The 21,470-nt window shown below is 63.5% G+C and carries 23 protein-coding genes; 17 read left to right on the top strand and 6 right to left on the bottom strand.

The genetic code is table 11. The features are described from left to right. Positions 1-4: 4 nt before the first annotated feature. Together IPV08_RS17755 and IPV08_RS17760 are read right to left on the bottom strand one after the other, a co-directional pair. Positions 5-1,411: a hypothetical protein gene (locus tag IPV08_RS17755; RefSeq protein WP_207412843.1), complete on the bottom strand. Its 1,407-nt coding sequence runs from the start codon at positions 1,409-1,411 to the stop codon at positions 5-7. A gap of 667 nt (positions 1,412-2,078) precedes the next feature. Next, complete coding sequence (locus IPV08_RS17760; RefSeq protein WP_207412844.1) at positions 2,079-2,957, bottom strand: SDR family oxidoreductase; 879 nt, start codon at positions 2,955-2,957, stop codon at positions 2,079-2,081. 71 nt (positions 2,958-3,028) lie between these two features. On the opposite strand from IPV08_RS17760, the gene IPV08_RS17765 reads away from it, so the two are divergent. After that, positions 3,029-3,682 carry an SOS response-associated peptidase gene (locus tag IPV08_RS17765; RefSeq protein ID WP_207412845.1) on the top strand — a complete coding sequence of 218 codons (654 nt, stop codon included), beginning with the start codon at positions 3,029-3,031 and terminating at the stop codon, positions 3,680-3,682. A 136-nt stretch (positions 3,683-3,818) separates the two neighbouring features. Here the strand turns inward: IPV08_RS17765 and IPV08_RS25110 are convergent, their stop codons facing one another. Beyond that, a complete protein-coding gene (locus IPV08_RS25110) occupies positions 3,819-4,430 on the bottom strand; it encodes a phosphatase PAP2 family protein (protein ID WP_207412846.1) in 612 nt (203 codons plus the stop codon). Between the two features lie 175 nt (positions 4,431-4,605). Between IPV08_RS25110 and IPV08_RS17775 the strand changes: the two genes are divergently transcribed. Next, the gene (locus IPV08_RS17775) at positions 4,606-4,986 is read left to right on the top strand and encodes a hypothetical protein (RefSeq protein WP_207412847.1); all 381 of its coding nucleotides are present in this window, start codon (positions 4,606-4,608) and stop codon (positions 4,984-4,986) included. 140 nt (positions 4,987-5,126) lie between these two features. Further along, positions 5,127-5,372, top strand: coding sequence for a hypothetical protein (locus IPV08_RS17780; protein ID WP_207412848.1), 246 nt, complete (start codon positions 5,127-5,129; stop codon positions 5,370-5,372). Between the two features lie 41 nt (positions 5,373-5,413). Here IPV08_RS17780 and IPV08_RS17785 read toward each other — a convergent pair whose 3' ends face one another. Further along, positions 5,414-5,578 (bottom strand): DUF4113 domain-containing protein, encoded by a 165-nt coding sequence (locus IPV08_RS17785; RefSeq protein WP_207412849.1) that lies wholly within the window; start codon positions 5,576-5,578, stop codon positions 5,414-5,416. 129 nt (positions 5,579-5,707) lie between these two features. On the opposite strand from IPV08_RS17785, the gene IPV08_RS17790 reads away from it, so the two are divergent. Next, positions 5,708-5,983, top strand: coding sequence for an adenylosuccinate synthase (locus tag IPV08_RS17790; protein WP_207412850.1), 276 nt, complete (start codon positions 5,708-5,710; stop codon positions 5,981-5,983). A 72-nt stretch (positions 5,984-6,055) separates the two neighbouring features. Here the strand turns inward: IPV08_RS17790 and IPV08_RS17795 are convergent, their stop codons facing one another. Further along, positions 6,056-6,250 carry a hypothetical protein gene (locus IPV08_RS17795; protein WP_207412851.1) on the bottom strand — a complete coding sequence of 65 codons (195 nt, stop codon included), beginning with the start codon at positions 6,248-6,250 and terminating at the stop codon, positions 6,056-6,058. Between the two features lie 1,122 nt (positions 6,251-7,372). Here IPV08_RS17795 and IPV08_RS17800 point away from each other — a divergent pair. The 13 genes from IPV08_RS17800 to alaS all read left to right on the top strand — a co-directional run bounded on the left by IPV08_RS17800 (position 7,373) and on the right by alaS (position 20,945). Continuing rightward, entirely contained in the window at positions 7,373-7,525 is a 153-nt protein-coding gene (locus tag IPV08_RS17800; RefSeq protein ID WP_207412852.1) for a hypothetical protein, read from the top strand. A 147-nt stretch (positions 7,526-7,672) separates the two neighbouring features. Beyond that, entirely contained in the window at positions 7,673-7,972 is a 300-nt protein-coding gene (locus tag IPV08_RS17805) for a hypothetical protein (RefSeq protein WP_056432608.1), read from the top strand. 633 nt (positions 7,973-8,605) lie between these two features. Further along, entirely contained in the window at positions 8,606-9,262 is a 657-nt protein-coding gene (locus tag IPV08_RS17810) for a YoaK family protein (RefSeq protein ID WP_207412881.1), read from the top strand. A 115-nt stretch (positions 9,263-9,377) separates the two neighbouring features. After that, positions 9,378-9,596: a hypothetical protein gene (locus IPV08_RS17815; RefSeq protein ID WP_207412853.1), complete on the top strand. Its 219-nt coding sequence runs from the start codon at positions 9,378-9,380 to the stop codon at positions 9,594-9,596. A gap of 767 nt (positions 9,597-10,363) precedes the next feature. Further along, positions 10,364-10,789, top strand: coding sequence for a flagellar basal body rod protein FlgB (gene flgB / locus IPV08_RS17820; protein ID WP_056432617.1), 426 nt, complete (start codon positions 10,364-10,366; stop codon positions 10,787-10,789). A 34-nt stretch (positions 10,790-10,823) separates the two neighbouring features. Next, positions 10,824-11,234, top strand: coding sequence for a flagellar basal body rod protein FlgC (gene flgC, locus IPV08_RS17825; protein ID WP_056432620.1), 411 nt, complete (start codon positions 10,824-10,826; stop codon positions 11,232-11,234). Positions 11,235-11,263: 29 nt separating this feature from the next. Then, on the top strand, positions 11,264-11,581 hold the full coding sequence (gene fliE, locus IPV08_RS17830; RefSeq protein ID WP_056432623.1) for a flagellar hook-basal body complex protein FliE: 318 nt from the start codon (positions 11,264-11,266) through the stop codon (positions 11,579-11,581). A 204-nt stretch (positions 11,582-11,785) separates the two neighbouring features. Further along, positions 11,786-12,052: a flagellar biosynthesis protein FliQ gene (gene fliQ, locus IPV08_RS17835; RefSeq protein ID WP_027174271.1), complete on the top strand. Its 267-nt coding sequence runs from the start codon at positions 11,786-11,788 to the stop codon at positions 12,050-12,052. Positions 12,053-12,083: 31 nt separating this feature from the next. Next, positions 12,084-12,848, top strand: a complete 765-nt coding sequence (gene fliR / locus IPV08_RS17840; RefSeq protein WP_207412854.1) for a flagellar biosynthetic protein FliR — start codon at positions 12,084-12,086, stop codon at positions 12,846-12,848. Positions 12,849-12,898: 50 nt separating this feature from the next. Continuing rightward, complete coding sequence (gene flhB / locus IPV08_RS17845) at positions 12,899-13,966, top strand: flagellar biosynthesis protein FlhB (RefSeq protein WP_207412855.1); 1,068 nt, start codon at positions 12,899-12,901, stop codon at positions 13,964-13,966. Between the two features lie 120 nt (positions 13,967-14,086). Further along, the gene (locus tag IPV08_RS17850) at positions 14,087-16,753 is read left to right on the top strand and encodes a response regulator (RefSeq protein ID WP_207412856.1); all 2,667 of its coding nucleotides are present in this window, start codon (positions 14,087-14,089) and stop codon (positions 16,751-16,753) included. Positions 16,754-16,885: 132 nt separating this feature from the next. Then, entirely contained in the window at positions 16,886-17,977 is a 1,092-nt protein-coding gene (recA, locus tag IPV08_RS17855) for a recombinase RecA (protein WP_056432636.1), read from the top strand. 289 nt (positions 17,978-18,266) lie between these two features. Then, the gene (alaS, locus tag IPV08_RS17860; protein WP_207412857.1) at positions 18,267-20,945 is read left to right on the top strand and encodes an alanine--tRNA ligase; all 2,679 of its coding nucleotides are present in this window, start codon (positions 18,267-18,269) and stop codon (positions 20,943-20,945) included. Here alaS and IPV08_RS17865 read toward each other — a convergent pair. After that, positions 20,938-21,363: a DUF2147 domain-containing protein gene (locus tag IPV08_RS17865; protein WP_207412858.1), complete on the bottom strand. Its 426-nt coding sequence runs from the start codon at positions 21,361-21,363 to the stop codon at positions 20,938-20,940. The genes alaS and IPV08_RS17865 overlap by 8 nt on opposite strands. Positions 21,364-21,470: the final 107 nt, after the last annotated feature.

Raw genomic sequence — 21,470 nt, forward strand, 5'->3', positions numbered from 1 at the left:
GGTCTCAGCCCTTCCTATCGAGGGGACGCCCCAGCAGCCGCGCGAACTCGGCCTCGATCTCCTCCACTGAGAATGGATTCTGCGCGGCGGGAGTGGCGCGACGCGGGGCCAGCGGCTCCTTGCTCGCCGGTTCCCGAGCGGCTGGGAGAGGAGGTGGTGGTGTCGGCAAGAATACTTCCGGTCCGCTCTTTTCCTGACCGTCGGGAGCAGGCTCACTCGGAACGGGCTCGTCCCGGCTCGGCTTCACCGTCGATGGATCGGCCTTGGGAGGCACCGCGGCCTGCGGCGGTTCGGCGTCTGCGGGCTCGGCCATGGCGGCCGCAATCGGATCCACGGGCCGATCAGGGGCGGATTTCTCTGTCGTCATCGGATCGAGAACCGGCTCAGGCCTCGGCGCAGGCTTGGGTTCCGCCGGCGGCGTGGGTGCCTTCGGCGGCACAGCCTGCGGCGACGGAGAAATCGCGGCGGATGGCCGGCGAAGAGCTTCTTCGAGCTGCCTTGCCATGTCGGACAGGATCGCCGCGTCCACCGGACGGGAACTCGTCGGCCGCGCAAGCGGCGGCGGAACGGCGGGAACCTGCTCGACCATCGGGGCGGGTTTCGCCGTGGGTTGTGGACGCACCGGCGGCTCGGTGCGCGCAGGCTCGGTCATCGGTGGCGCGACCGGGGCCGGGGGGGCTTCAACGACCTCATTGGCATTCGGCGTTGCCGCGGAGGACACCGGTCCATCGGCCGCATCCGAGCGTGTCTCCGTGGGGCGCTGACGGTCGGGGGCTTCGGCCTTGAGGTTCGCGAGCGGCGGCGGATTCCGACGGGCCGCCTTTGCGGCGATGATGTCGGCTTTGCTGGGCTTTGGAGCGGTCTTCGGCTCTTCGGGATCATCGCTGCGCGGCCTGGGCATTGCCACCAGTTCCGGCGCCGCTGCCGGTGAACTCGGCTCGCTGTAGGCCTGAGCTTTCGAGACTTGAGATTGGGGTGTCGGCGGCTGCAGATCCGGCACTTGAAAGACCGGCGCCTGGAACATCGGAGGCTCGGTCGGCCGCGCAGGCTCGAAGGTCGACTCCTCCTGGAGCGGATCGACCTTGGCCACTTCGTCGACAGGGAGGCGGGCGCCGGCGCCACGATGGATGTTGCGTTCTACGATGACGTCGTTGGGGCCACCAACGAGAAGCAGATGCTCGACATTGTCCCGGCGCAGCAGGATCAGTTGCCGCTGCCTGTCGAGTTCGTAGATATCGACGATACCGAGGCGGGGCTGTCGTCCGCGGGGGCCGGATTTGGCCAACGCCATGCCCCTTCCCGAGAATCGCCGGAAGACCAGCACGATCGCGGCCAGCACGGCGAAGATGACGGCGAAGATGATCAGGAACTGGAGCGGAAACGAGCCGTCCGAATTAAAGAACGCTGACAAGATCGGGCTCTTTCGGGTTTCTGGCCGAGGCCATACGCACAGGTTGTCCTGATATCACGCTTGGGGCGGTCACAGGCAATAACGTTAAGATTTCGTTTAAGGTAACTCGTTGATTTGGTTAACGCACGTTCCCCTGCTCGCTGAAATTGCAGGAATGCCGTTGCCCACAGAAAAAGCCCGGCACGCGATAACCGCGGTAGGGCCAAGAGCAACCGGGACCGCCAGCGACCAGTGCTATTTGACGTGTATGACCGAGCTTACAGAAATGCTTGGTCACCCAAGAAGCGAGCGATCGCACGAGCTCAAGCAGCGGAGCGGCAATACGCCAGTGATCGTGTGCTTGGCGAGCGTATTGCTGAGGTCGATGGAATTATTGTGACCATCCAGCCAGTCGTCGATGACCGGTGAGACGTTCATCTGAAACAAAAAGCCCGCCGCGGCATGAGCCGGGCGGGCGAAGTCCGTTCAGGGGAGGAACACGAGGTCATGCCCAAGAGGCCGTGCTGGTTCCGACTTGGTGCGATCCTGTACAGAGGAGAAATCAGCTCAGAGAGGTCTGTAGGTCGATCGCGCACCCCGCTACCGGCAAGCCGCCGCCTCACGGAACTCGTCCAGCCCCACAGTGACGTGTCGGCCGTTTTCGACGATGCCGGGATGTGCCGCCCGCCTAGAACATGGGAGTGCCTCCTGTCACCGGCACCAACGCGCCGGACATGTAGCTGCCCTCGCGCGAAGCCAGAAGGACATAGGCCGGCGCGAGCTCGGCAGGCTGACCCGCTCGGCCAAGGGGGGTGTCCTCTCCGAGCTTCTCGATCTGCTCCGGGCTTTTCACGATGGGTTGGATGGGTGTCCAGATCGGGCCGGGCGCCACGCAATTCACCCGAATACCCTTGGGGGCGAGCAAGTTCGACAAGCCAATGGTGAGGCTCGCGATGGCGCCCTTTGTCGCTGCGTAGATCAGCATCGTCTTATCGGCGATCTTGGACTGCTGACTGGTCGAATTGACGATCGCGGAGCCGGGTTTCATGTGTGGTACCGCTGCTTGGCAAAGGTAGTACATGGCGAACACATTGGCTCTGAACGACCCTTCGAGATCCTCCGACGTCACGTCGTCGAGCTCTTCGTTGACCGTCTGCGCAGCTGCGTTGTTCACCAGGATGTCGATGCCACCCAGCGCTTCGACGGTGCGAGCGACGAGTTCACGGCAATGCGCCTCGTCGCGTAGATCGCCCGGCAGCAACAGAGCACGCCGGTCGGCCTTCTCGATCCACCGAGCGGTCTCCTCCGCATCGGACTGCTCAACCGGCAGGTAGGAGATTGCGACATCCGCTCCTTCACGGGCATAGGCGATCGCCACCGCGCGTCCGATTCCGCTGTCGCCACCCGTGATCAAGGCGACCTTGCCGATCAACAACCCCTTGCCGACATAGCTCTCCTCACCATGGTCCGGCACGGGCGTCATCTTCGAGGTCAAGCCAGGTCGTTCCTGCTGCTGGTCTCCGGGGAAAGGCGGGCGGGGGCCGGCGGTGCGTGGGTCTGAGGTCATCGTCTGTCCTTCCGAGGGCCTCGGCTAACGTGACAGAAGGCCGTTCGTAGCTGCGGCAGAATGGTGCTGGAATGTGCAACCTCTACAGCCTCATCACTTCGCAGGCAGACATCCGTAATGCATTCGGCGTTGCGGAGGATCGCGCCGGAAACCTCCCGAGGATGCCGGGCATCTTCCCCGACCAGATGGCGCCCATCGTGCGGATCGAGGATGGCAGGCAGGCCCTCGAGATGTTTCGATGGGGCATCCCAGGTCCGAAGCAGTACGGCGAGCATCCGGTCACAAACGTCCGGAACGTGAAGAGCCCGCACTGGCGGCCCTGGCTGAAGCCGGAATACCGCTGTCTCGTCCCGGTCTCCTCTTTCAGCGAGTACGCGGACACCAAGCCGAAGAAGACGCCCACGTGGTTCGCCCTCGATGACGACCGTCCGCTCTTCGCCTTCGCCGGCATCTGGCGTCCCTGGACCGGCGTGCGCGGTACCAAGGCCGAGAACCCCGACCGAGAGGAGGCCGAGCACCGGCTGTTCTCGTTCCTCACGACAGAGGCCAATGGGATCGTCGGCCCGGTTCACCCGAAGGCCATGCCGGTCCTGTTGACGACACCGGAGGAGTGGCGGGCGTGGCTCGAGGCGCCGACCGAGATCGCCCTCGAGCTACAGCGCCCGCTGCCCGACACCATGATGAAGGTTGTGGCGGCTGGAGCCCGGCGCGATCCGGCGGAATGACTATCGCGTGCCGGTCGTCTCGGTGCTGAAAACAGATCCGTCGCGATAATAATCTAAACGAGCCTGCACATTGCATGCACAGGTTGAGATGCGAGAGACAGCCGGAGCGAGCCGACCTATTTGTGGGGGAACTTGGCTAGGAACGCGTCCTCGGGCCTTGCGTCGTGAGCCTATTGACCACCGATTCTGCGGCAAGACCTATCAGAGCGCCTGTCAACACATCTGCGGGGAAATGCGCCCCGCGTAGAACTTGAGCTGCGACAACCCCGGCAGCGGTGACATACGCGGCACCCTTGACCTCAGGATAGACTCGAGCGGCGGCACAAGCGACCGCAGTACTCAGGGCGGAATGGCCCGAGGGGAAGGATTGCCATGGTCCGTTGCCGGTTCCGGGCCACCCTCGCGCGTAAATCCCCTCATCCATGAGGACGTTTGGGCGCGTTCGATGCACCGTCCGTTTCAAGCTCGTTTTCACGACGCTCGCCAGAATACCGGCCTGGAGCATGTGTCGGCCTGCCTGTGCGAGGCGGCGATCGCGCTTCACGATGCCCAAGGCCAAAGCACCAGCCGACAGAGCGAGCAGCGACTTCCAACTCCCGATTTCGCTCGCTAGCCCTAGCGCTCGAACGGCCGGATGATCCTTGGCGCCTGCGAGCGTCAGCCCCGCCGTGACGTCTCCAGCCTCGAAACGATCGGCGATAGCCGATGCCCTGGAATGAGACTGTCGAAGGGGCGATCGCGCAAGCATGGCCTTAAACGCCCGCCATCGGGAATCGTTCGCCGCGGCCTTGATGGACAGAAGCTCCTACACCGCTTCGGACTGATTGGATGATGACGTTGGGCCGTCACCTGTGATGCATCGGGCATAGCGCCTCCGCCCCGCGCCCCCTATTCCGTCCGGCCCATCACAACTGCCGGGCCCCATGTCTGCATCACCCGCCTTCAAGATCGAACCGGGCAGCCCCCAATCGTGGCGTGAAGCCTTCCTCAGCATGAAGCCTAATGTGGTCCCTTGCCCTGGGCTGACGGTACAGAATTGGCAGGGCGTCCATGCCGCGGCCCTGGACTTCCTCGACAAGTACGCCGACGAGGCTGGCCGTCTCGGCTGGACGACGCTGGACTTGTTCGGCGTGCACCCCGAACTCGGCGTGATCCGCTCCGATTTCTGCGGAGCCCTCGTTCTGAGTAGCGATCTCGTGTCGAAGGTCGAGCCGGACTTCATCCGTTTTGAGCGGACGCGATACTTTCGGACTGTGCCGGGGCGACCGCACGGTGCCGTGCCGATCTGGGCGGTGAAGCGTTAGACGCACCGGATGACCGTTCGAGCCACGAGTCCTGTGTCGAGATATCTGCCTCGTCTCGCGTGCCGCAAACGCACGGTGCTGCGGCACTCGTACCGGGTTCGCGTGGCGAACCTAGCGAGGGTGCGTGACGTTGTGGGTTTATGACAAATACGCCTCACACCCCGACCTCGGACAAGATCGCGGATGCGAACCGCCGGGAAATCGCGATTGAGCATCTGCTGTTTGGCACGATTCGGTTCGTCGCCCAGCGCCACCCGGACTTACTGGACGAACTCGACCGCAGCGTGGATCATCTTTGGGACAAGGCTCATGACGACACCCGAGATGATGAGGCTGTGCGCGAGATAGCGAGGCGTTTCATCAACAGCCTTCGTGCTTCGGATTAGGCCGAGGGGTTAAGGCCCGCGGATTGGTCGCCACGACGGACCTATCTTTCGACCACGCGCGCTGGGTTATTCCGAATCTGTGTCGTGAAGCGCGGACTGAGCATCTCGAACTTCGTCGACCGGGTCCGCTTCTTCTGCAGGCCGGCTTGAGCCGGCACGACGGCCTCACGTTCGGGGCGACGATTGCACTCGTCCTTCGCGATCATCGAAGAAGCGCTGCGTTTGCGATTGAACTGGCCGATAAGGCCCGCGGGGTTTCCTCGATCAGTTGTCGAAGCCTAAGGTTCGAGTATGCCGGCTCAGCCCTGCGGGTGGCTTGAGGGAAGGGGACCGCGATGGCGTTCAAAGCAAAATCCGCCTCGGAGACGAAGGCCGCCGAACTGGCGCTTGCCCTTGCTCGGATTGCCGACCGCGAAGGAGCGCCGGTCAGCATTGGCGTCGAGCAGTTGCGACGCGGCAACCCCCGGCTGACCCCCCTGGCGATCGGCCAGATGTACCGGAAGCACCGCGATATCCTCGAAGCGGACTTGGCTGAGCGCGGGTACGTACTAGTCGATTATACCGACCAGGGTCCCGGGCGGGGAATGGAATTCGAGGTTGGGGCTGCCTGACCCGTTGAGCGATGAGCGAAATGCCCCGCGTGGCCGGAGCCATGCGGGGTAGAATTCGCAACACGCAGAGGGTCAAGCGAGATCGTTCTGCTCCTCGGGATCATCAGACAGCCGCTCCGCCGGATCGATGGTTTCCTGCGTATGGCTGCCTTCGATCTTCGAGGTTTTCGTGATGACCTGATCCATTGGTACGTTCAGCGGATCCTGAGGGTCCGGCGCAGCCATTGGGCCTGCCTCATCGGTTTGGGGCGTTTTCTTCTCGGTCATGGTGTCCTCGCTGGCGTCTTGAACGAGACCAACGACTGGGCGAGACGGATGTTCGAGCAGGATCTTGTCTCACGTCATCTGTGCAAGCGCGCAGATATTAACGGTGAAGCTCGAACTGCCTGGATGGGCAGGACTTGGGGGCCAAGAGCAATGGTGCCGACACAATCTCGATATGTCGTAAGGCCCCTCAAGGGCATCGCGGGCCTCATACTCTTATGGCTGAGCTATCAGATATGGTTTGGGCTGATAACGTACCTACCGCGTGATAGCGCGTTGGGCTGGAGCGCAGCGACGGCACTTGGCGCGCTAGGGATCCGCTGGATATTCCGCTGCTTCAAATCCAATTCGGAAATCGAAAGGCCGGCTGTAGCATCAGCCTAGCGTATTCGCGGGCATATCTAGTCAGACTACGGGCTTTCATTCTCACGCGGCCTTGCGGAGTAGATGTATCAAGTAAGGACGCCAGAAACCTATCGCATCTTGTCCGAAAGATGGGATCTTACGTAGGGGTTCCCGTCGCCTCGTTCGACAAGGCAAAGTTTCGATCCGCCTTACTCTGCACTTCCTTAATCGGATGAGGCGTTCCACCGATATGCATCTGACTAAGCAAAGCAGGAACTCTTACGGTAGCGGCAATCATGTTTACGTAAGATTCTGACGTGTTATGTACCACTACAGCAGAAAAATTTTTATTATCCTACAATATTTATGCGGTATGACGGCTTTTCTTTCGCGACTTTGTTTTGTCGCCATTGAGTTTTAGAAGAACCATCTCTGCATTTCTAATTAAATCATGTTTAGGCGAACTCATCATTGTTTCTTTTTCAATGATCCGCTCCATTCTGGCGATCTCAGTTTCTATTCTTCGCAGCTTTCGACCCGGCCAAGCAGATAATACGACGCCGGAGATATTGTTTATAAGGCGGCCAACTGATTTTTTCATTGGATCGTGAATTATACAACTATAGATTTCATTTACCTATAGTCTTGTATGGGCTACCATACGTTTGTGCAAGGCTGAAACAGCATTATCGTGCCGAATGCACCGAACCGTCTGATTGATGACCAAGTTGGACAAGCTGTGAAAACAGGCAGCGGGAGACTCGGAAGGGGCACTAAGCAATGAGCCCGTATGTTGCGGTTATCATGGCCTCGGCCGCCATCGGCTACTTTGGCCTGCTGATCTTGGCGCTTCTCTACGATCTGCCATTCCTACTTGCGATGCTGGCGCTCCTGGCCGTCTATGGATTCACGCCTCGTCGCTGGTTCGATTGAAAACCAGAATCCGCTGTGGTGTGAACCGGGCTGGTGAAGGGTGACTGGCCCTCATGCCGCATTCATCGAGTTGGCGTATAGGTTCCTTGATGCGACGGCTTGGGCTCATCGATATGCCCAGCCTAAGGTTGGTTTTGGAGGAAAACGATGACGTTCAAAATGCTCTCTGCGATTGCGATCGTGGCCAGCGCCATTGGCTTTGGCAGTGCCGCACAGGCAGCCCCATTCGCCGCTGCACCGGCTGCGGGCGCGTTGGAGGACGGTCTTGTGACCAAGGCGGCGGGATATTGCGGCCTCGGCTATTACCCTGACCGCTTCACCGGGCGCTGCCGCGGCAACGGCTCCATCAATCACGGCCCGCGCCGCTTCTATGGCCCTGGCTATGCGAGGCCTTACGCCCGCCCCTACTACCGGCCCTACGGTCGCCCGGTTTATCGCGGCTACTGATCAGCAGACACCGCTGCGCAAAGACGCGTTAAGGAAACCCCGCTCCGGTTTTCACCGGGCGGGGCCAGATCGTGCTGTCAGAATGACCGAAAGTCGGGATGCGCAGCGTCGGGTCCAGTATGCTGTAAGGGCGCGCTGAACACGTGCATCGCATCTGTGCATTTGGTTCTCGATTGCTCGCTCTCACACGATTGCGGTCAGTAACCCGCTGTCAGGCCCCCGCTGGTCACGGATGACCCGGACGGTCTTTGCGATCCGGTTAGTGACCTCGGTCTGCCGGGTGACAAGGTCACGGAACTCCTTCAACACGTCGACTACTTCGCGCGCGGCACCTGCAGGAACGGCGGCACGTCGGCCACCGTTACGGGAGCCGGCGGCGGTCAGTGTTCCCTCTCGCCGCGCGCTCCCGTCACCATCCATCCAATGAGCAGCGTCGTATTCCCGCTGAGGAACACCCGCATGACCTCTTGGCCGGCCATGGCGTCCTTCAAAAGTCCAGCCGGCCCATCTCCCGGCGACCCGTTCTAACGTGTCGGGAGCTGCACCCATCCGGCTCTTGCGCCAGACGCCGTCAGGACGGCAAGGTAGACTGGCAGCGCGTCGAACTGTGTGGGCGTATCGAAGAGCGGGATCTTGAACCGACCGTCACAACTTACCTTCGGCCTGCTGCTCACCGGCCTGGCGGGCTACATCGATGCCATCGGGTTCATTCAGCTCACTGGGCTCTACACATCGTTCATGAGTGGCAACACCACACAGATGGGGGTGTCGATCTCTCACGGTGCGGTGGACGGCATCGTAAAACCGGCAGTCCTGATCGTCACGTTCCTGCTCGGGTCGACCATTGCCAGCGGCCTGTCGATCGTCACGCCCGCGCCCTGGAAGACGACGATCGTCTTGACCTACGAGGCCATCCTGGTCTTCGGAGCGTTCGCCCTCGGGCTGCAACTGCCTGATTTAGGTCTGGTGTCGTTCTTCCTGGCTCTCGCCATGGGCGCACAGAACGCGGTTCTCGGCTCGGTGCAGGGCTTCCGGGCGGGAACGACGTTCATCACGGGAGCGCTGTTCAGCCTCGGCCAGAAGATCGCCGCTGCCTTCACGAGGACGGGACCGCCGCTGGGCTGGATTGGTGATGCCGCAGTTTGGTTGGCCCTGCTGATCGGAGCCATTGGCGGTGCCGCCGTCTACAGCGCGATCGGTATCTTCGCCTTGATCTTCCCGGCGGGATTGACGGCCTGCCTCGCGGCTCTGGCCGCGCTCTTCGCAAGGACGCATCGGGTTCGAGCCTGAAGGACGGCTGAGAGAGGCCGAAGGTCAATCTGATTGCCGACCCGTCACTGTCCGACACCGTACGCGGAACCAGCCGGGGGTATTGCAGGATTGATCCTCGAAGAAGGAGCACGCGATGTGGATCTTGCAATGGGGCGACAGCACCAACCGAGCCGGCGGGCAATGGAATCACGAGGAGCATGAAAGCTCCGAGAAGGCCCTGGCAGCCGCCAAAACGAAACTTCAAATGGGATTATTCGCGCATGCCATTCATTCTCCCGCAGGGGTGCAATGGATGACAGGGGACGAGATAACCAACGCGGTCGAGCAGGATGAAACCGTACCGAACCCCTGATCAGTATCCGGCTGTCGCGTCCTCGCAACTGTCAGCGTGAAAGTGATCCGTCATGTCCAAAGCGAGACGACTTACCCCAGCAATATGGGTGGTGACTACGACCGCTTCACTCGCACAATCCGTAGACCAACCACATACCGAAGCGGGTCGGACCCAACCGGCCCCCAGCCCAGCGGGCAGCCATTACCCGGATATGGGATGGCTATGGTTTAGCATCCCGATTCTGCTTGTCATGGCTGCCATTTATTTGCTTGCGAAATGGCGCTCTTCGTCCTCGCCTGAACGGAGAGACTAAATCTGTTGATCAGCGGATACATTATGCCCAGCCGAAACGAGAACTCTAATGGCGCAAGCAAAATCCAGCCAGCCTGTTAATCAGTAAAAATGTAAATTTATATTATCAGCCTCCGTCTGGCCATCTGGTATAATCCGCTCTGCAGAGGGGGGGGGATGTCCCATGGTCCTGGTAAAGCTCAGCTATGTGCTGGAGGAGGAGCGAAAACGGACCCGTCATCGTTCACGAACGGCACATCAGGCCGTATCGAAGCTATCTGCTAACTCGGTTTGATTGGGCGGCGCGTGCGGGAGCCGATATCCCGGTCAGCCTTTGGTCAGGCATTCTTCCTTAAGACTTCGTTAACACAAAATTTCCGCCCCGAACGCCGGTCGCGTCCAGGAATGTTCTTAACCGAACATTAACCATGGAGGCGGCAGATTTTGCCCAGCGCTCCGGGAGATTCCGGCGGCGCCGAGGGGCTTCGAGCACCGTGTCCGTCACCGACCTTCCCATCCTGTCCATGCTCCGCACCCGGATGCAATGGCACCAGACGCGCCAGAAGCTGCTCTCGGAGAACGTCGCCAACGCCGACATGCCGGGCTTCAAACCGCGTGATCTCGCGAGCCCGCGCTTCGGCAACGGAGCCGGCGACCTCGCTCAGCCGGCAGGCTCCATGGGCGGCAACTCGGGCCTCGCGGTCACCAGCCCGGCCCACATCGCCCTGAACGGCGGTCCCGAAGGACCGGGTGCCGATCCCCGCCGGTTCAATGGCTTTGAGATCAGGCCGAGCGGGAACGGAGTGAATCTGGAGGAGGAGATGATGAAGGCGGGTGACAACCAGGCCGAATATCAATTCGCCGCGACGATGTACCAGAAGAGCCTCGACAAATTGAAGATCGCCATCGGCAAGCGCTGATCGTCCCGCCCTCTGAGCTTGCGGAGAACCTGCCGTGGACTTCCTCAAATCCCTGACCATCGCCGCATCCGGTCTCAAGGCCCAGTCGGGCCGGATGCGGATCATCGCCGAAAACATCGCCAATGCGGATTCGGCCCCGAGCGCGGTCGGCGCCGAACCCTATCGGCGCAAGATTCCGACTTTCACCCAGCACATCGACCGGGAGACCGGCGCGTCGATGCTGGAGGCCGGGCGGGTCAGGCGCGATCCCTCTCCATTCCGCACCAAATACGATCCCGGCAATCCCAGCGCCGATGCGCGCGGTGAAGTGCGGATGCCCAACGTCAACGGGCTGATCGAGAACATGGACATGCGCGAGGCCCAACGCTCCTACGAGGCCAATCTGAACATGGTCACCGCGACCCGCAAGATGATCAACGCCACCCTCGCCATCCTCAAGGCCTGACGCTCCTCTCCCTCCGAAAGTCCGCCGCCATGCCGACCAACGCCTTTGCCGCAGGAGCCTACGCCGCCGTCCAGAATATCGGCGGCATGAAGGGCGGCGCGCCCAAGATCGCCCCGACTTCGGCAGCGGATGGCGGCTTCACGTCGCTTCTTTCCTCGGCCCTGGACAAGATCGGCGAGAGCGGCGCCAAGGCAGATGCGCAAACCCTGGCAGTGGCGGGCGGCAAGGCCAACGTCGTCGATGTGGTGACCGCCGTGGCGGAGAGCGAGACGGCACTCCAGACCCTGGTCGCCGTCCGGGACCGCGTGATCTCCGCCTATGAGGAAATCATGCGGATGCAGATTTAGTCGCCACCGCCTTTCGTTGCCCTCCTACCCGCCTCCTCATCATGAAGTGCCCGCGTCAGCGGGCCTCGAAGGAGCCCTCCAGAGCCCGGCGAGCGAACTGGAGCCCTCCTTCCAGGCCTCCGCTCCGGCACCTCAGGACGAGGGCGCAGATGAGATGCCGGCCGACATCGCCACCGCCCTGAAACAATCCGCGAGCTCACTTCCATGACCGGCCTTGCCATCCTCGACGTCTCCCGGGACGGGATCTTCGTCTTTCTCAAGGTCGCAGGACCGCTGATGATCGTCGCCTTGGTCGTCGGTCTCGTGGTCTCGCTGCTCCAGGCGCTGACGCAGATCCAGGAACAGACGCTCATCTACGTGCCCAAGATCGTCGCGGTCTTCGCAGCGCTTCTCTTCATGCTGCCCTTCATGGGTGATGCGCTCGCCGGCTACATGACCCGCATCGCCGCCCGCATCGTGTCCGGCGGGTGACGCGCCGGGCCGGGCGCTGCTATGCAGGGTCATGAACCTGCTTCTGCCTGGCATCGCGGCGGCCTACCTGCTCACCTTCGCGCGTATCGGCACGCTGATGATGCTGCTGCCGGGGCTCGGCGAACAATCAGTCTCGCCGCGCATCCGCCTCGCCTTCGCATTGCTGGTCTCGCTGATCCTGTTCCCGATGGTGCGCCCGCTCCTGCCGATGCAGGGCGCCACCCTCGCGGCCCCCGGATTGATCTCGCTTCTTATCGGCGAATTGCTGATCGGGCTCGTCCTCGGCCTCACCGTCCGCATGGTGCTGGCCGCATTGCAGACCACGGGCGTCATCGTCTCGCAGCAATTGGGCCTGTCCTACGCGATGACCGTGGACCCGACGCAGGGCGGCCAGCAGGCGGCGCTCGGCAATTTCCTGATGATGCTCGGCATCACCCTCATCCTCGCCACGGATCTGCACCACGTGGCTCTCGACGCTATCGGGCGAAGCTACGTGATGCTGCCGCCCGGCGGCATACTGGCCATGGGGGAGGCGGCCCAGCTCGCCCTTCGGGCGATGGCGCGGGGCTTCCTCCTGGCGGTCCAGATCTCAGCGCCGTTCATCGCGTTCGGCATCCTGTTCAATGTCGGGCTCGGTGTGCTCTCGCGCCTGATGCCGCAGATGCAGGTCTTTTTCATCGCCGTGCCGGCCTCCGTCCTCATCGGCATGCTGATCCTGTTCGGCAGCCTCGGCATCATGATGGGTGTCTTCCTCGACGACATCGGCCGCTATCTCGGCGAGTTGACCGGGCGGTGACGGCAGTGTCGAAAGGACCTGTGAGACAGCGGACAGGGGAGCGCTGAGCCATGTCCGACGACAGCGATCAGGAAGACAAGACAGAAGAGCCGACTCAGCGGCGCATCGAGAAAGCGATCGAGCAGGGCAACGTCGCCAACAGCATCGAGGTCAACACCTTCTTCATCCTGTCCGCCTTCACGATGGCGCTGTTGCTGGCATCGGGAACGATCGCCAAGGACCTCCTCGTCAGCTTGCGCGCCTTCCTGATGAACGCGCATCAGGTCCCCTCCGACCCCACCGCCTATACCGAGATGGGGATGAGGATGCTGCTGATCTGCGGCCAGGCGCTCATGATTCCCGTCAGCCTCGTGGTCATTGCGGGCCTCGCCGGCGGTTTGGTCCAGCACCCCCTGGTCTTCTCCACCGATGCCCTGATGCCGAAATTCGATCGTATCTCGCCGATGGCCGGCGTCAAGCGCATCTTCGGCGTGGAGGCCATGGTCCAGTTCATCAAGGGCTTGGCCAAGTTGATGCTGGTGGGGGTCGTCGCCAGCACCATCCTGTGGAACGAGCGCGACCGGCTCGAGGTCTTCGCCCGGCTCGACCCCGCGGCGATGCTGCCTGCCATCCTGGGCATCGCCCTCAAGCTTCTCGGCGGCATGCTCGCCATGTTCGTGGTCATCGCCATGGGCGACGCCTTCTATCAGCGCTTCCGCTGGCGCTCGAAGCTGCGCATGACCAAGGAGGAGATGAAACAGGAGCACAAGGAGAGCGAGGGCAATCCGGAAGTGAAGGGGCGCATGAGGCAGATCCGCGCCTCGCGGGGCAACAAGCGCATGATGGCCGACGTCCCGACCGCCACGGTCATTCTCACCAACCCCACCCACTATGCCGTCGCCCTGCGCTACGAGGCCGGGATGGCGGCTCCGATCTGCGTCGCCAAAGGCGTCGATTCCCTCGCGCTGCGCATCCGGGCCGTGGCCAAGGAGCACGATGTTCCCATCATGGAGAACCCGCCGCTGGCCCGGGCGCTCCATGCCACGGTGGAGATCGATTCCGAGATTCCGGCCGAACATTACCGCGCGGTGGCGGAGGTGATCGGCTTCGTCATGCGGCTGAAGCGCCGCGCGGCGTGAAAACGCCACGCTTTATGCACCTTTTTTGACGAGACTGGTCCGTGACGTCCTGAGGATACCCTTGCTGCCGACGCGGCCCGGGCGCTAACCGGGATCGGTCGAGGGTGGAATGGCGCCGAAATGGCTGAGGTGAGCGGACCAACGAAACCGGTGTCGAGCGCCATCGACCGGTCGGAGAGGCCTGGGCGGGTCGGACTGCTCCTCGTTCTCGCCGGACTTCTCGTGGGCGCGGCGGTAGGCTTGTCCTTCGTCGCGAACGAACAGGCGCAGCCGCTGATCCTCGGCCTCCTCGCGCTGCTGGCCATGGCGGGCGTGTTCTGCCTGTTCGCCCTGGCGATCGGCGCGCTCCAGCTCTCGGGACAGACCGGGCGCGACGACATCACCAAAGCCATCGTCGACGCGTCGCCCGAAGGCGCCATCGTGGTGGAGGATGGCGGCCGCCTCATCTACGCCAACGAAGCCTATCTCCGTATTTCCGGTGGAGAGACCTTCTCGAACCTGAGGCCGGTGGAGCGCGTCTTCGTCGGCTCGCCCGATGTGTCGGAGGCGGTCTACCGCCTCGCCCAGGCAGCCCATGACGGGCGCGGCCACGTGGAGGAAATTCGCATGGCGCCCCCGCCTCAGGGCGAGACCGAGCGCGCCTTCGCCTGGTTCCGCATCGCCGTGCGCGCGGTGGAGAGGCCGAGACTCCCGGCGACCCTGTGGACGGTCACCGACATCACGCACGAGCGCGAGCGCCAGGAGAACGTCTTCCAGGAGCTTCAACACGCGATCGATTATCTGGACCATGCGCCGGCCGGCTTCCTGTCCATCGATCCGGCAGGCTCCATCGTCTACATGAACGCGACGCTGGCCTTCTGGCTCGGCTACGACCTCGCGACCGTGGGGTCAGGCGGGCTGCGCCTGCCCGATATTGCGCCCAGCGCCGACGTGCTCACCGCCACCGAGGGATTGCCCGGCGAGGTGCGCACCGACCGGTTCGACCTCGACCTGCGGCGCCGCAACGGCCAGCCGTTGCCGACCCGGCTCTACCATCGCGTCGCCTTCGGCCAGGACGGCAAGCCGGGCCCGTCGCGCACCTTCGTGCTCAACCGCTCGGCCGGGGCCGAGAGCGACGAGCCGCAGCGCGCCGCCGAGGTGCGGCTCGCCCGCTTCCTCAACAACAGCCCCATCGCCATCGCGACCCTCGACCGGACCGGGCGCATCGCCCGCGCCAACGCGTCCTTCGCCCGGTTGTTCGGCGGCACCCCACGCCAGGCCGTGCCGGATGGGCGTGGCGAGCTCGGCACCGAGCCGACGATGTGGGAAGCCCTTCTCGACCGCGACCGGGCCGTCCTCGAGGGCGCCCTGGTGAAGGCCGCCGACGGGACCGTGGAGGTCCAACCGATCGAGGTGGCGCTGGCGGGGCCGGGAAACCGTTCCGCGCGGGTCTGGCTCAGCCCGGCCGGCGGCGACACCTCGGCGGCAGCGGATGCGGCCACGCCGGCCGATCGCGAGCGCGTGATCCTCTATGCCCTCGACACCACGGCGCAGCGCCAGCTCGAACAGCAGATCGCCCAGACGCAGAAGATGGACACGGTGGGCCAGCTCGCCGGCGGCATCGCACACGATTTCAACAATGTCCTCCAGGCCATCATCGGATATTCGGACCTTCTGCTGGCCAGTCACAGGCCGACCGATCCGGCCTTCCAGGACATCATGCAGATCAAGCAGAACGCCAACCGGGCCGCGAGCCTGGTGCGGCAGCTGCTGGCCTTCTCGCGGCGTCAGACCCTGCGCCCGGAAGTGATGAATGTCGGCGAAGCCCTGTCCGATCTGACGCTGCTGCTGAAGCGCCTGCTCGGCGAGCGTGTCGATCTCGACCTCAAGCACGGGCGCGACATCTGGCCGATCAAGGCCGACGTGAACCAGTTCGAGCAGGTCATCGTCAATCTTGCGGTGAATGCCCGTGACGCGATGCCGAATGGCGGCCAGCTGCTCATCCGCACCGCCAACATCCTCGAAGGCCAAGAGACCAACGAGCGCCAACCCGGCGCACCGGCGGGCGATCATGTCCTGATCGAGGTGCTCGATACCGGCGAGGGTATCCCGCCCGACGTGATGGAGAAGATCTTCGAGCCCTTCTTCACCACGAAGGATATCGGCAAGGGGACCGGCCTCGGCCTCTCCACCGTGTTCGGCATCATCAAACAGAGCGGCGGCACCATCGACGTGCAATCGACCGTGGGCAGTGGAACGGCGTTCCGCATCTACCTGCCGCGTCACGAACCCGCGGCCGAGCCCGTTCCGGAAATCGCCGCCGCCGCCGCCCCTCAGAGCAACGCGGAGATCGCCGCGAGCCGTCTCAGGGGCGCGCGCGACCTCGAAAAGCCCGGCAGCGGGCAATCCACCCCGCGCAAACCCTCGCCCGATCATACCGGGCAGGGCGTGATCCTGCTGGTGGAAGACGAGGACCCGGTCCGCGCGGTCAACAGCCGGGCCCTGTCGGCACGGGGCTACACGGTGCTGGAAGCGGCCTCGGGCCTGGACGCCCTGGCCCTCATCAGCGATGTCGACCAAACCATCGACCTCGTCGTCTCCGACGTGGTGATGCCGGAGATGGACGGCCCGACGCTGCTACGCGAACTGCGCAAGCACCGTCCTGATCTGAAGGTCATCTTCGTATCCGGCTATGCCGAGGACGCGTTCCGCAAGAACCTGCCCGACGGCGAGGATTTCAACTTCCTGCCCAAGCCCTTCAGCCTCAAGCAGCTCGTGGAAACGGTGAAGGAGACGATCGCCCGTTAGGGCGACGTTCTCCCGCCGAATGATGCGAAATCAGCACCCGGCACCTTGCAAAAAGAGAACAAAACAAGTACATCATTCGCATCCGAGGCACATTGAGCCTTGAGCTCTCCCCATGCATAAGGATGCCGACGAATGGCTCAGCCCGCGCTGAAAGTTGTGGATTCCCCGATGGTGGACAAGGACAAGGCGAAGGCGATCGATGCCGCGCTGTCCCAGATCGAGCGTGCTTTCGGCAAGGGCTCGATCATGCGACTCGGCAAGAACGATAAGGTGGCGGAGGTCGAGACCGTCTCCACCGGTTCGCTCGGCCTCGACATCGCGCTCGGCGTCGGCGGCTTGCCGCGTGGCCGGGTGATCGAGATCTACGGCCCCGAATCATCAGGCAAGACCACCCTTGCCCTTCACACCATCGCCGAGGCCCAGAAGAAGGGCGGCGTCTGCGCCTTCGTGGATGCGGAGCACGCTCTCGATCCGGTCTATGCGCGCAAGCTCGGCGTGCAGCTCGACGATCTCCTGATCTCGCAGCCCGATACCGGCGAGCAGGCCCTGGAGATCACCGACACCCTGGTGCGCTCGGGCGCTATCGACGTGCTCGTGGTCGATTCGGTGGCGGCGCTCACGCCCCGCGCCGAGATCGAGGGCGAGATGGGCGACAGCCAGCCCGGCCTTCAGGCCCGCCTGATGAGCCAGGCCCTGCGCAAGCTCACGGGCTCGATTTCGCGCTCGAAATGCATGGTCATCTTCATCAACCAGATCCGGATGAAGATCGGCGTCATGTATGGCAGCCCGGAGACGACCACCGGCGGCAATGCACTGAAGTTCTACGCGTCGGTGCGCCTCGATATCCGTCGTATCTCGACCCTCAAGGATCGTGACGAGGCCATCGGCAACCAGGTCCGCGTCAAGGTCGTCAAGAACAAGGTCGCGCCGCCCTTCAAGCAGGTCGAGTTCGACATCATGTTCGGCGAGGGCGTCTCGAAGGTCGGTGAGTTGATCGACCTCGGGGTGAAGGCCGGGATCGTGGAGAAGTCCGGCGCCTGGTTCTCTTATGCGAGCCAGCGCCTCGGCCAGGGCCGCGAGAACTCGAAGGGGTTCCTGCGCGACAATCCGGACATCGCCAACAAGATCGAAGCCGCGATCCGGCAGAATTCGGGATTGCTGGCCGACAAGATCCTCGAGACCGCCAAGCCCACGGCGGACGATCTGGACGAAGGCGAGGCCTGATCGCCTCGTAAGTCATGAAAGAGGCCGTCGCGGACCATCGCGGCGGCCTCTTTCATGTTCGGACTATCCTATCGGTGCGAATCGGCCCGATGCTCGCTCTTTGGTCGATCGCCAAGTCCAGAGACGAGCGCCGTCGAGCGTTCGAAGGGTGCAGCGTTAAGAAACAGGAACGCACGATCGCGGAGCGGGCGTGACTCGACGGTCCGGCCTCCTTATGAGGGCGCAAGCCACGAAGAAGCCTCGGGTTGTCGTCTCGACCGCCCCAAGCGCACGACAGAGTCATTTCACGATGAGCGGCGTCAACGAGATCCGGTCGGCCTTCCTCGACTATTTCGCCAAGGCGGAACACGCCGTGGTGCCGTCGTCGTCCCTCGTTCCCCGTAACGACCCGACCTTGATGTTCACCAATGCGGGGATGGTGCAGTTCAAGAACGTCTTCACCGGCGTCGAGAAGCGGCCTTACAACCGTGCCACCACGGCGCAGAAATGCGTCCGTGCCGGCGGCAAGCACAACGACCTCGACAATGTCGGCTATACCGCGCGCCACCACACCTTCTTCGAGATGCTCGGCAATTTCTCCTTCGGCGATTATTTCAAGCCGCAGGCGATCGAACTGGCCTGGAGCCTGATCACGAAGGAGTTCGGCCTGTCGAAGGACCGGCTCCTCGTCACCGTCTACGCGGATGACGAGGACGCGGCCGGGCTCTGGCGCAAGATCGCCGGCTTCTCCGACGACCGGATCATCCGCATCGGCACCTCGGACAATTTCTGGCAGATGGGCGATACCGGCCCATGCGGTCCCTGTTCGGAGATCTTCATCGATCAGGGCCCCGGATTGCAGGGCGGTCCTCCCGGTTCGCCGGACGAGGATGGCGACCGGTTCCTCGAATTCTGGAACCTCGTCTTCATGCAGTACGAGCAGATCGAGCCGGGCAACCGCCTCGCTCTGCCACGCCCCTCCATCGATACCGGCATGGGGCTGGAGCGCATGGCGGCGATCCTCCAGGGCGTCACCAGCAATTACGACACCGACCTGTTCAAGGCACTGATCGACTCGGTGAGCCACGCCGTCGGCCGTCCCCCCGAGGCAGGAAACGTCGCGTCCTACCGCGTCATCGCCGATCACCTGCGCTCGGTCTCGTTCCTCATCGCCGACGGTGTGCTGCCGTCGAACGAGGGCCGCGGCTACGTCCTGCGCCGCATCATGCGCCGGGCCATGCGCCACCTCGAACTCCTCGGCTCCCGCGAGCCGGTGATGTTCCGCCTGGTCCCCACCCTGGTCCGCGAGATGGGTCAGGCCTATCCCGAACTCACCCGCGCCGAGAGCCTGATCTCGGAAACCCTCCGCCTTGAGGAAACTCGCTTCCGCCGTACCCTCGAGCGTGGCCTCGCCATCCTCGATTCGGAAAGCCGTTCGCTGGTTCAGGGCCAGAACCTGTCCGGTGAGACCGCCTTCACCCTCTACGACACCTACGGCTTCCCTCTCGACCTGACGCAGGACGCCTTGAAGGCGCGCGGCATCGGCGTGGACACGGAGGCGTTCGGCCAAGCGATGGAGCGCCAGCGCCAAGCGGCACGAGCGGCCTGGACCGGCTCCGGGGAATCCGCCACCGAGACCGTCTGGTACGGCATCAAGGAGCGCGTCGGCGCCAGCGAGTTCCTGGGCTACGAGACCGAGAGCGCCGAAGGCATCGTCACCGCGATCCTGCGTGAAGGCAGCGAGGTCGACGGCCTGTCGGCGGGCGAGACCGGCCTCGTCCTTGTCAACCAGACCCCCTTCTACGCGGAATCCGGCGGTCAGGTCGGCGATACCGGCCTTCTCTCTGCTACCGGCCTCAAGGCACACGTCACCGCCACGGAGAAAAAGCTCGGCGATCTTTTCGTTCACCACGTCACCGTGGACGAAGGTCGGCTCACCATGGGCCAGCCGGTCGAGCTTGCCGTCGATCATGCCCGACGCTCGGCCATCCGGGCCAACCATTCGGCGACGCATCTGTTGCACGAGGCGTTGCGTCAGGTACTTGGCGACCACGTGGCCCAGAAGGGCTCCCTGGTCTCCCCCGAGCGGCTGCGCTTCGATTTCAGCCACCCCAAACCGCTGGACGAGGCCGAACTTCGCGCCGTCGAGGACATCGCCAACGCCGTGCTGTTGCAGAACACGCCGGTAGTGACCAAGCTCATGGCCCAGGACGAGGCCGTCGCCTCCGGCGCCCGCGCGCTGTTCGGCGAGAAATACGGCGACGAGGTTCGCGTCGTCTCCATGGGGCGTCCGGTCGACAACCAGGGTGAACTCGCCGAAGCGGGCCGGCTTCCGGCCTTCTCCATCGAGCTTTGCGGCGGCACCCATGCGGCCCGTACGGGCGAAATCGGCCAGATCACCGTGCTCGGCGAGAGCGCGGTCGGTGCCGGCGTACGCCGGATCGAAGCCCTGACGGCGGGGACGGCCCGGCGTCACCGCGCCGAGGAAAGCCGCACCCTGAGCCAGATCGCAGGCCTGCTGAAGTCCCAGAGCGCCGACGTACCCGAGCGACTGAGCGCCCTCATCGAGGATCGCCGTCGCCTGGAACGCGAATTGTCCGAAGCCAAGAAGAAGCTGGCGATGGGCGGAACGTCGGGGGGCGATGACGGCGTCACCGAAATCGCCGGCATCAAGGTGATGGCCAAGGTCGTGGAAGGCGTGGAGACCCGCGATCTCAAGAGCCTGGTGGATGCCGGCAAGAGCCGTATCGGCTCCGGGATCGTCGCTCTGGTCGGGCTGTCGGCCGATGGAAAAGCCGGTCTCGTGGTCGGGGTGACCGCGGATCTCACCGACCGCTACGACGCGGTCGCCCTCGTCAGGGCGGGCGCCGGGCATCTGGGCGGTAAGGGCGGCGGCGGTCGCCGCGACATGGCACAGGCCGGCGGACCGGAGGGATCGGGCGCCCAGGCCGCCATCGACGCAATCCGCGAAGCGCTGTCGGTCAGTTGACGCGTTTCCAGGTCTGCCGCTTGCAGAACACGCTCATTACGCAGCCGGCGACCTCGACGACGTTCGGCCCCTTCACGGTGAGACTTCCCGAATAGGTCTTGCCGTCATTGGGGTTGTAGAGCGAGCCGTCATAGCCGTCGCCCGACGGGGTGCCCGCATTCATGATCTGGATCCCGATGAGGCTACGGGACTTCAGCGACGCATCGGGGTTCTTGGAATCCAGCCCCGGACCGGGAACGCTGACGAGCGTGCCGCAATAGCCGCTTCCGCAACGCGCGATCCGCACCTTCGAATCGCCGTTCTCCGTCAACCACACCCCGCTCGGGTCGATGCCCTTCTGGGCGAAGGCCGCCCCGGTCATGGCCAGCACCATCAAAAGCGCAGCGGTGGGCCGTGAGGTGACTTGCCTCGACGTCATGATGATCCTTTCTGCTCTCGAATGGTCACGGCGGCCGTCGGATCGGCCCGGCTCTGAAGGAGGCGGGAGTTACCCCTCCGGTACGGGGGGAGCAAGTCGATCGAGGG

This window comes from Methylobacterium sp. SD274 (assembly GCF_017355285.1).
Taxonomy (GTDB): Bacteria; Pseudomonadota; Alphaproteobacteria; order Rhizobiales; family Beijerinckiaceae; genus Methylobacterium.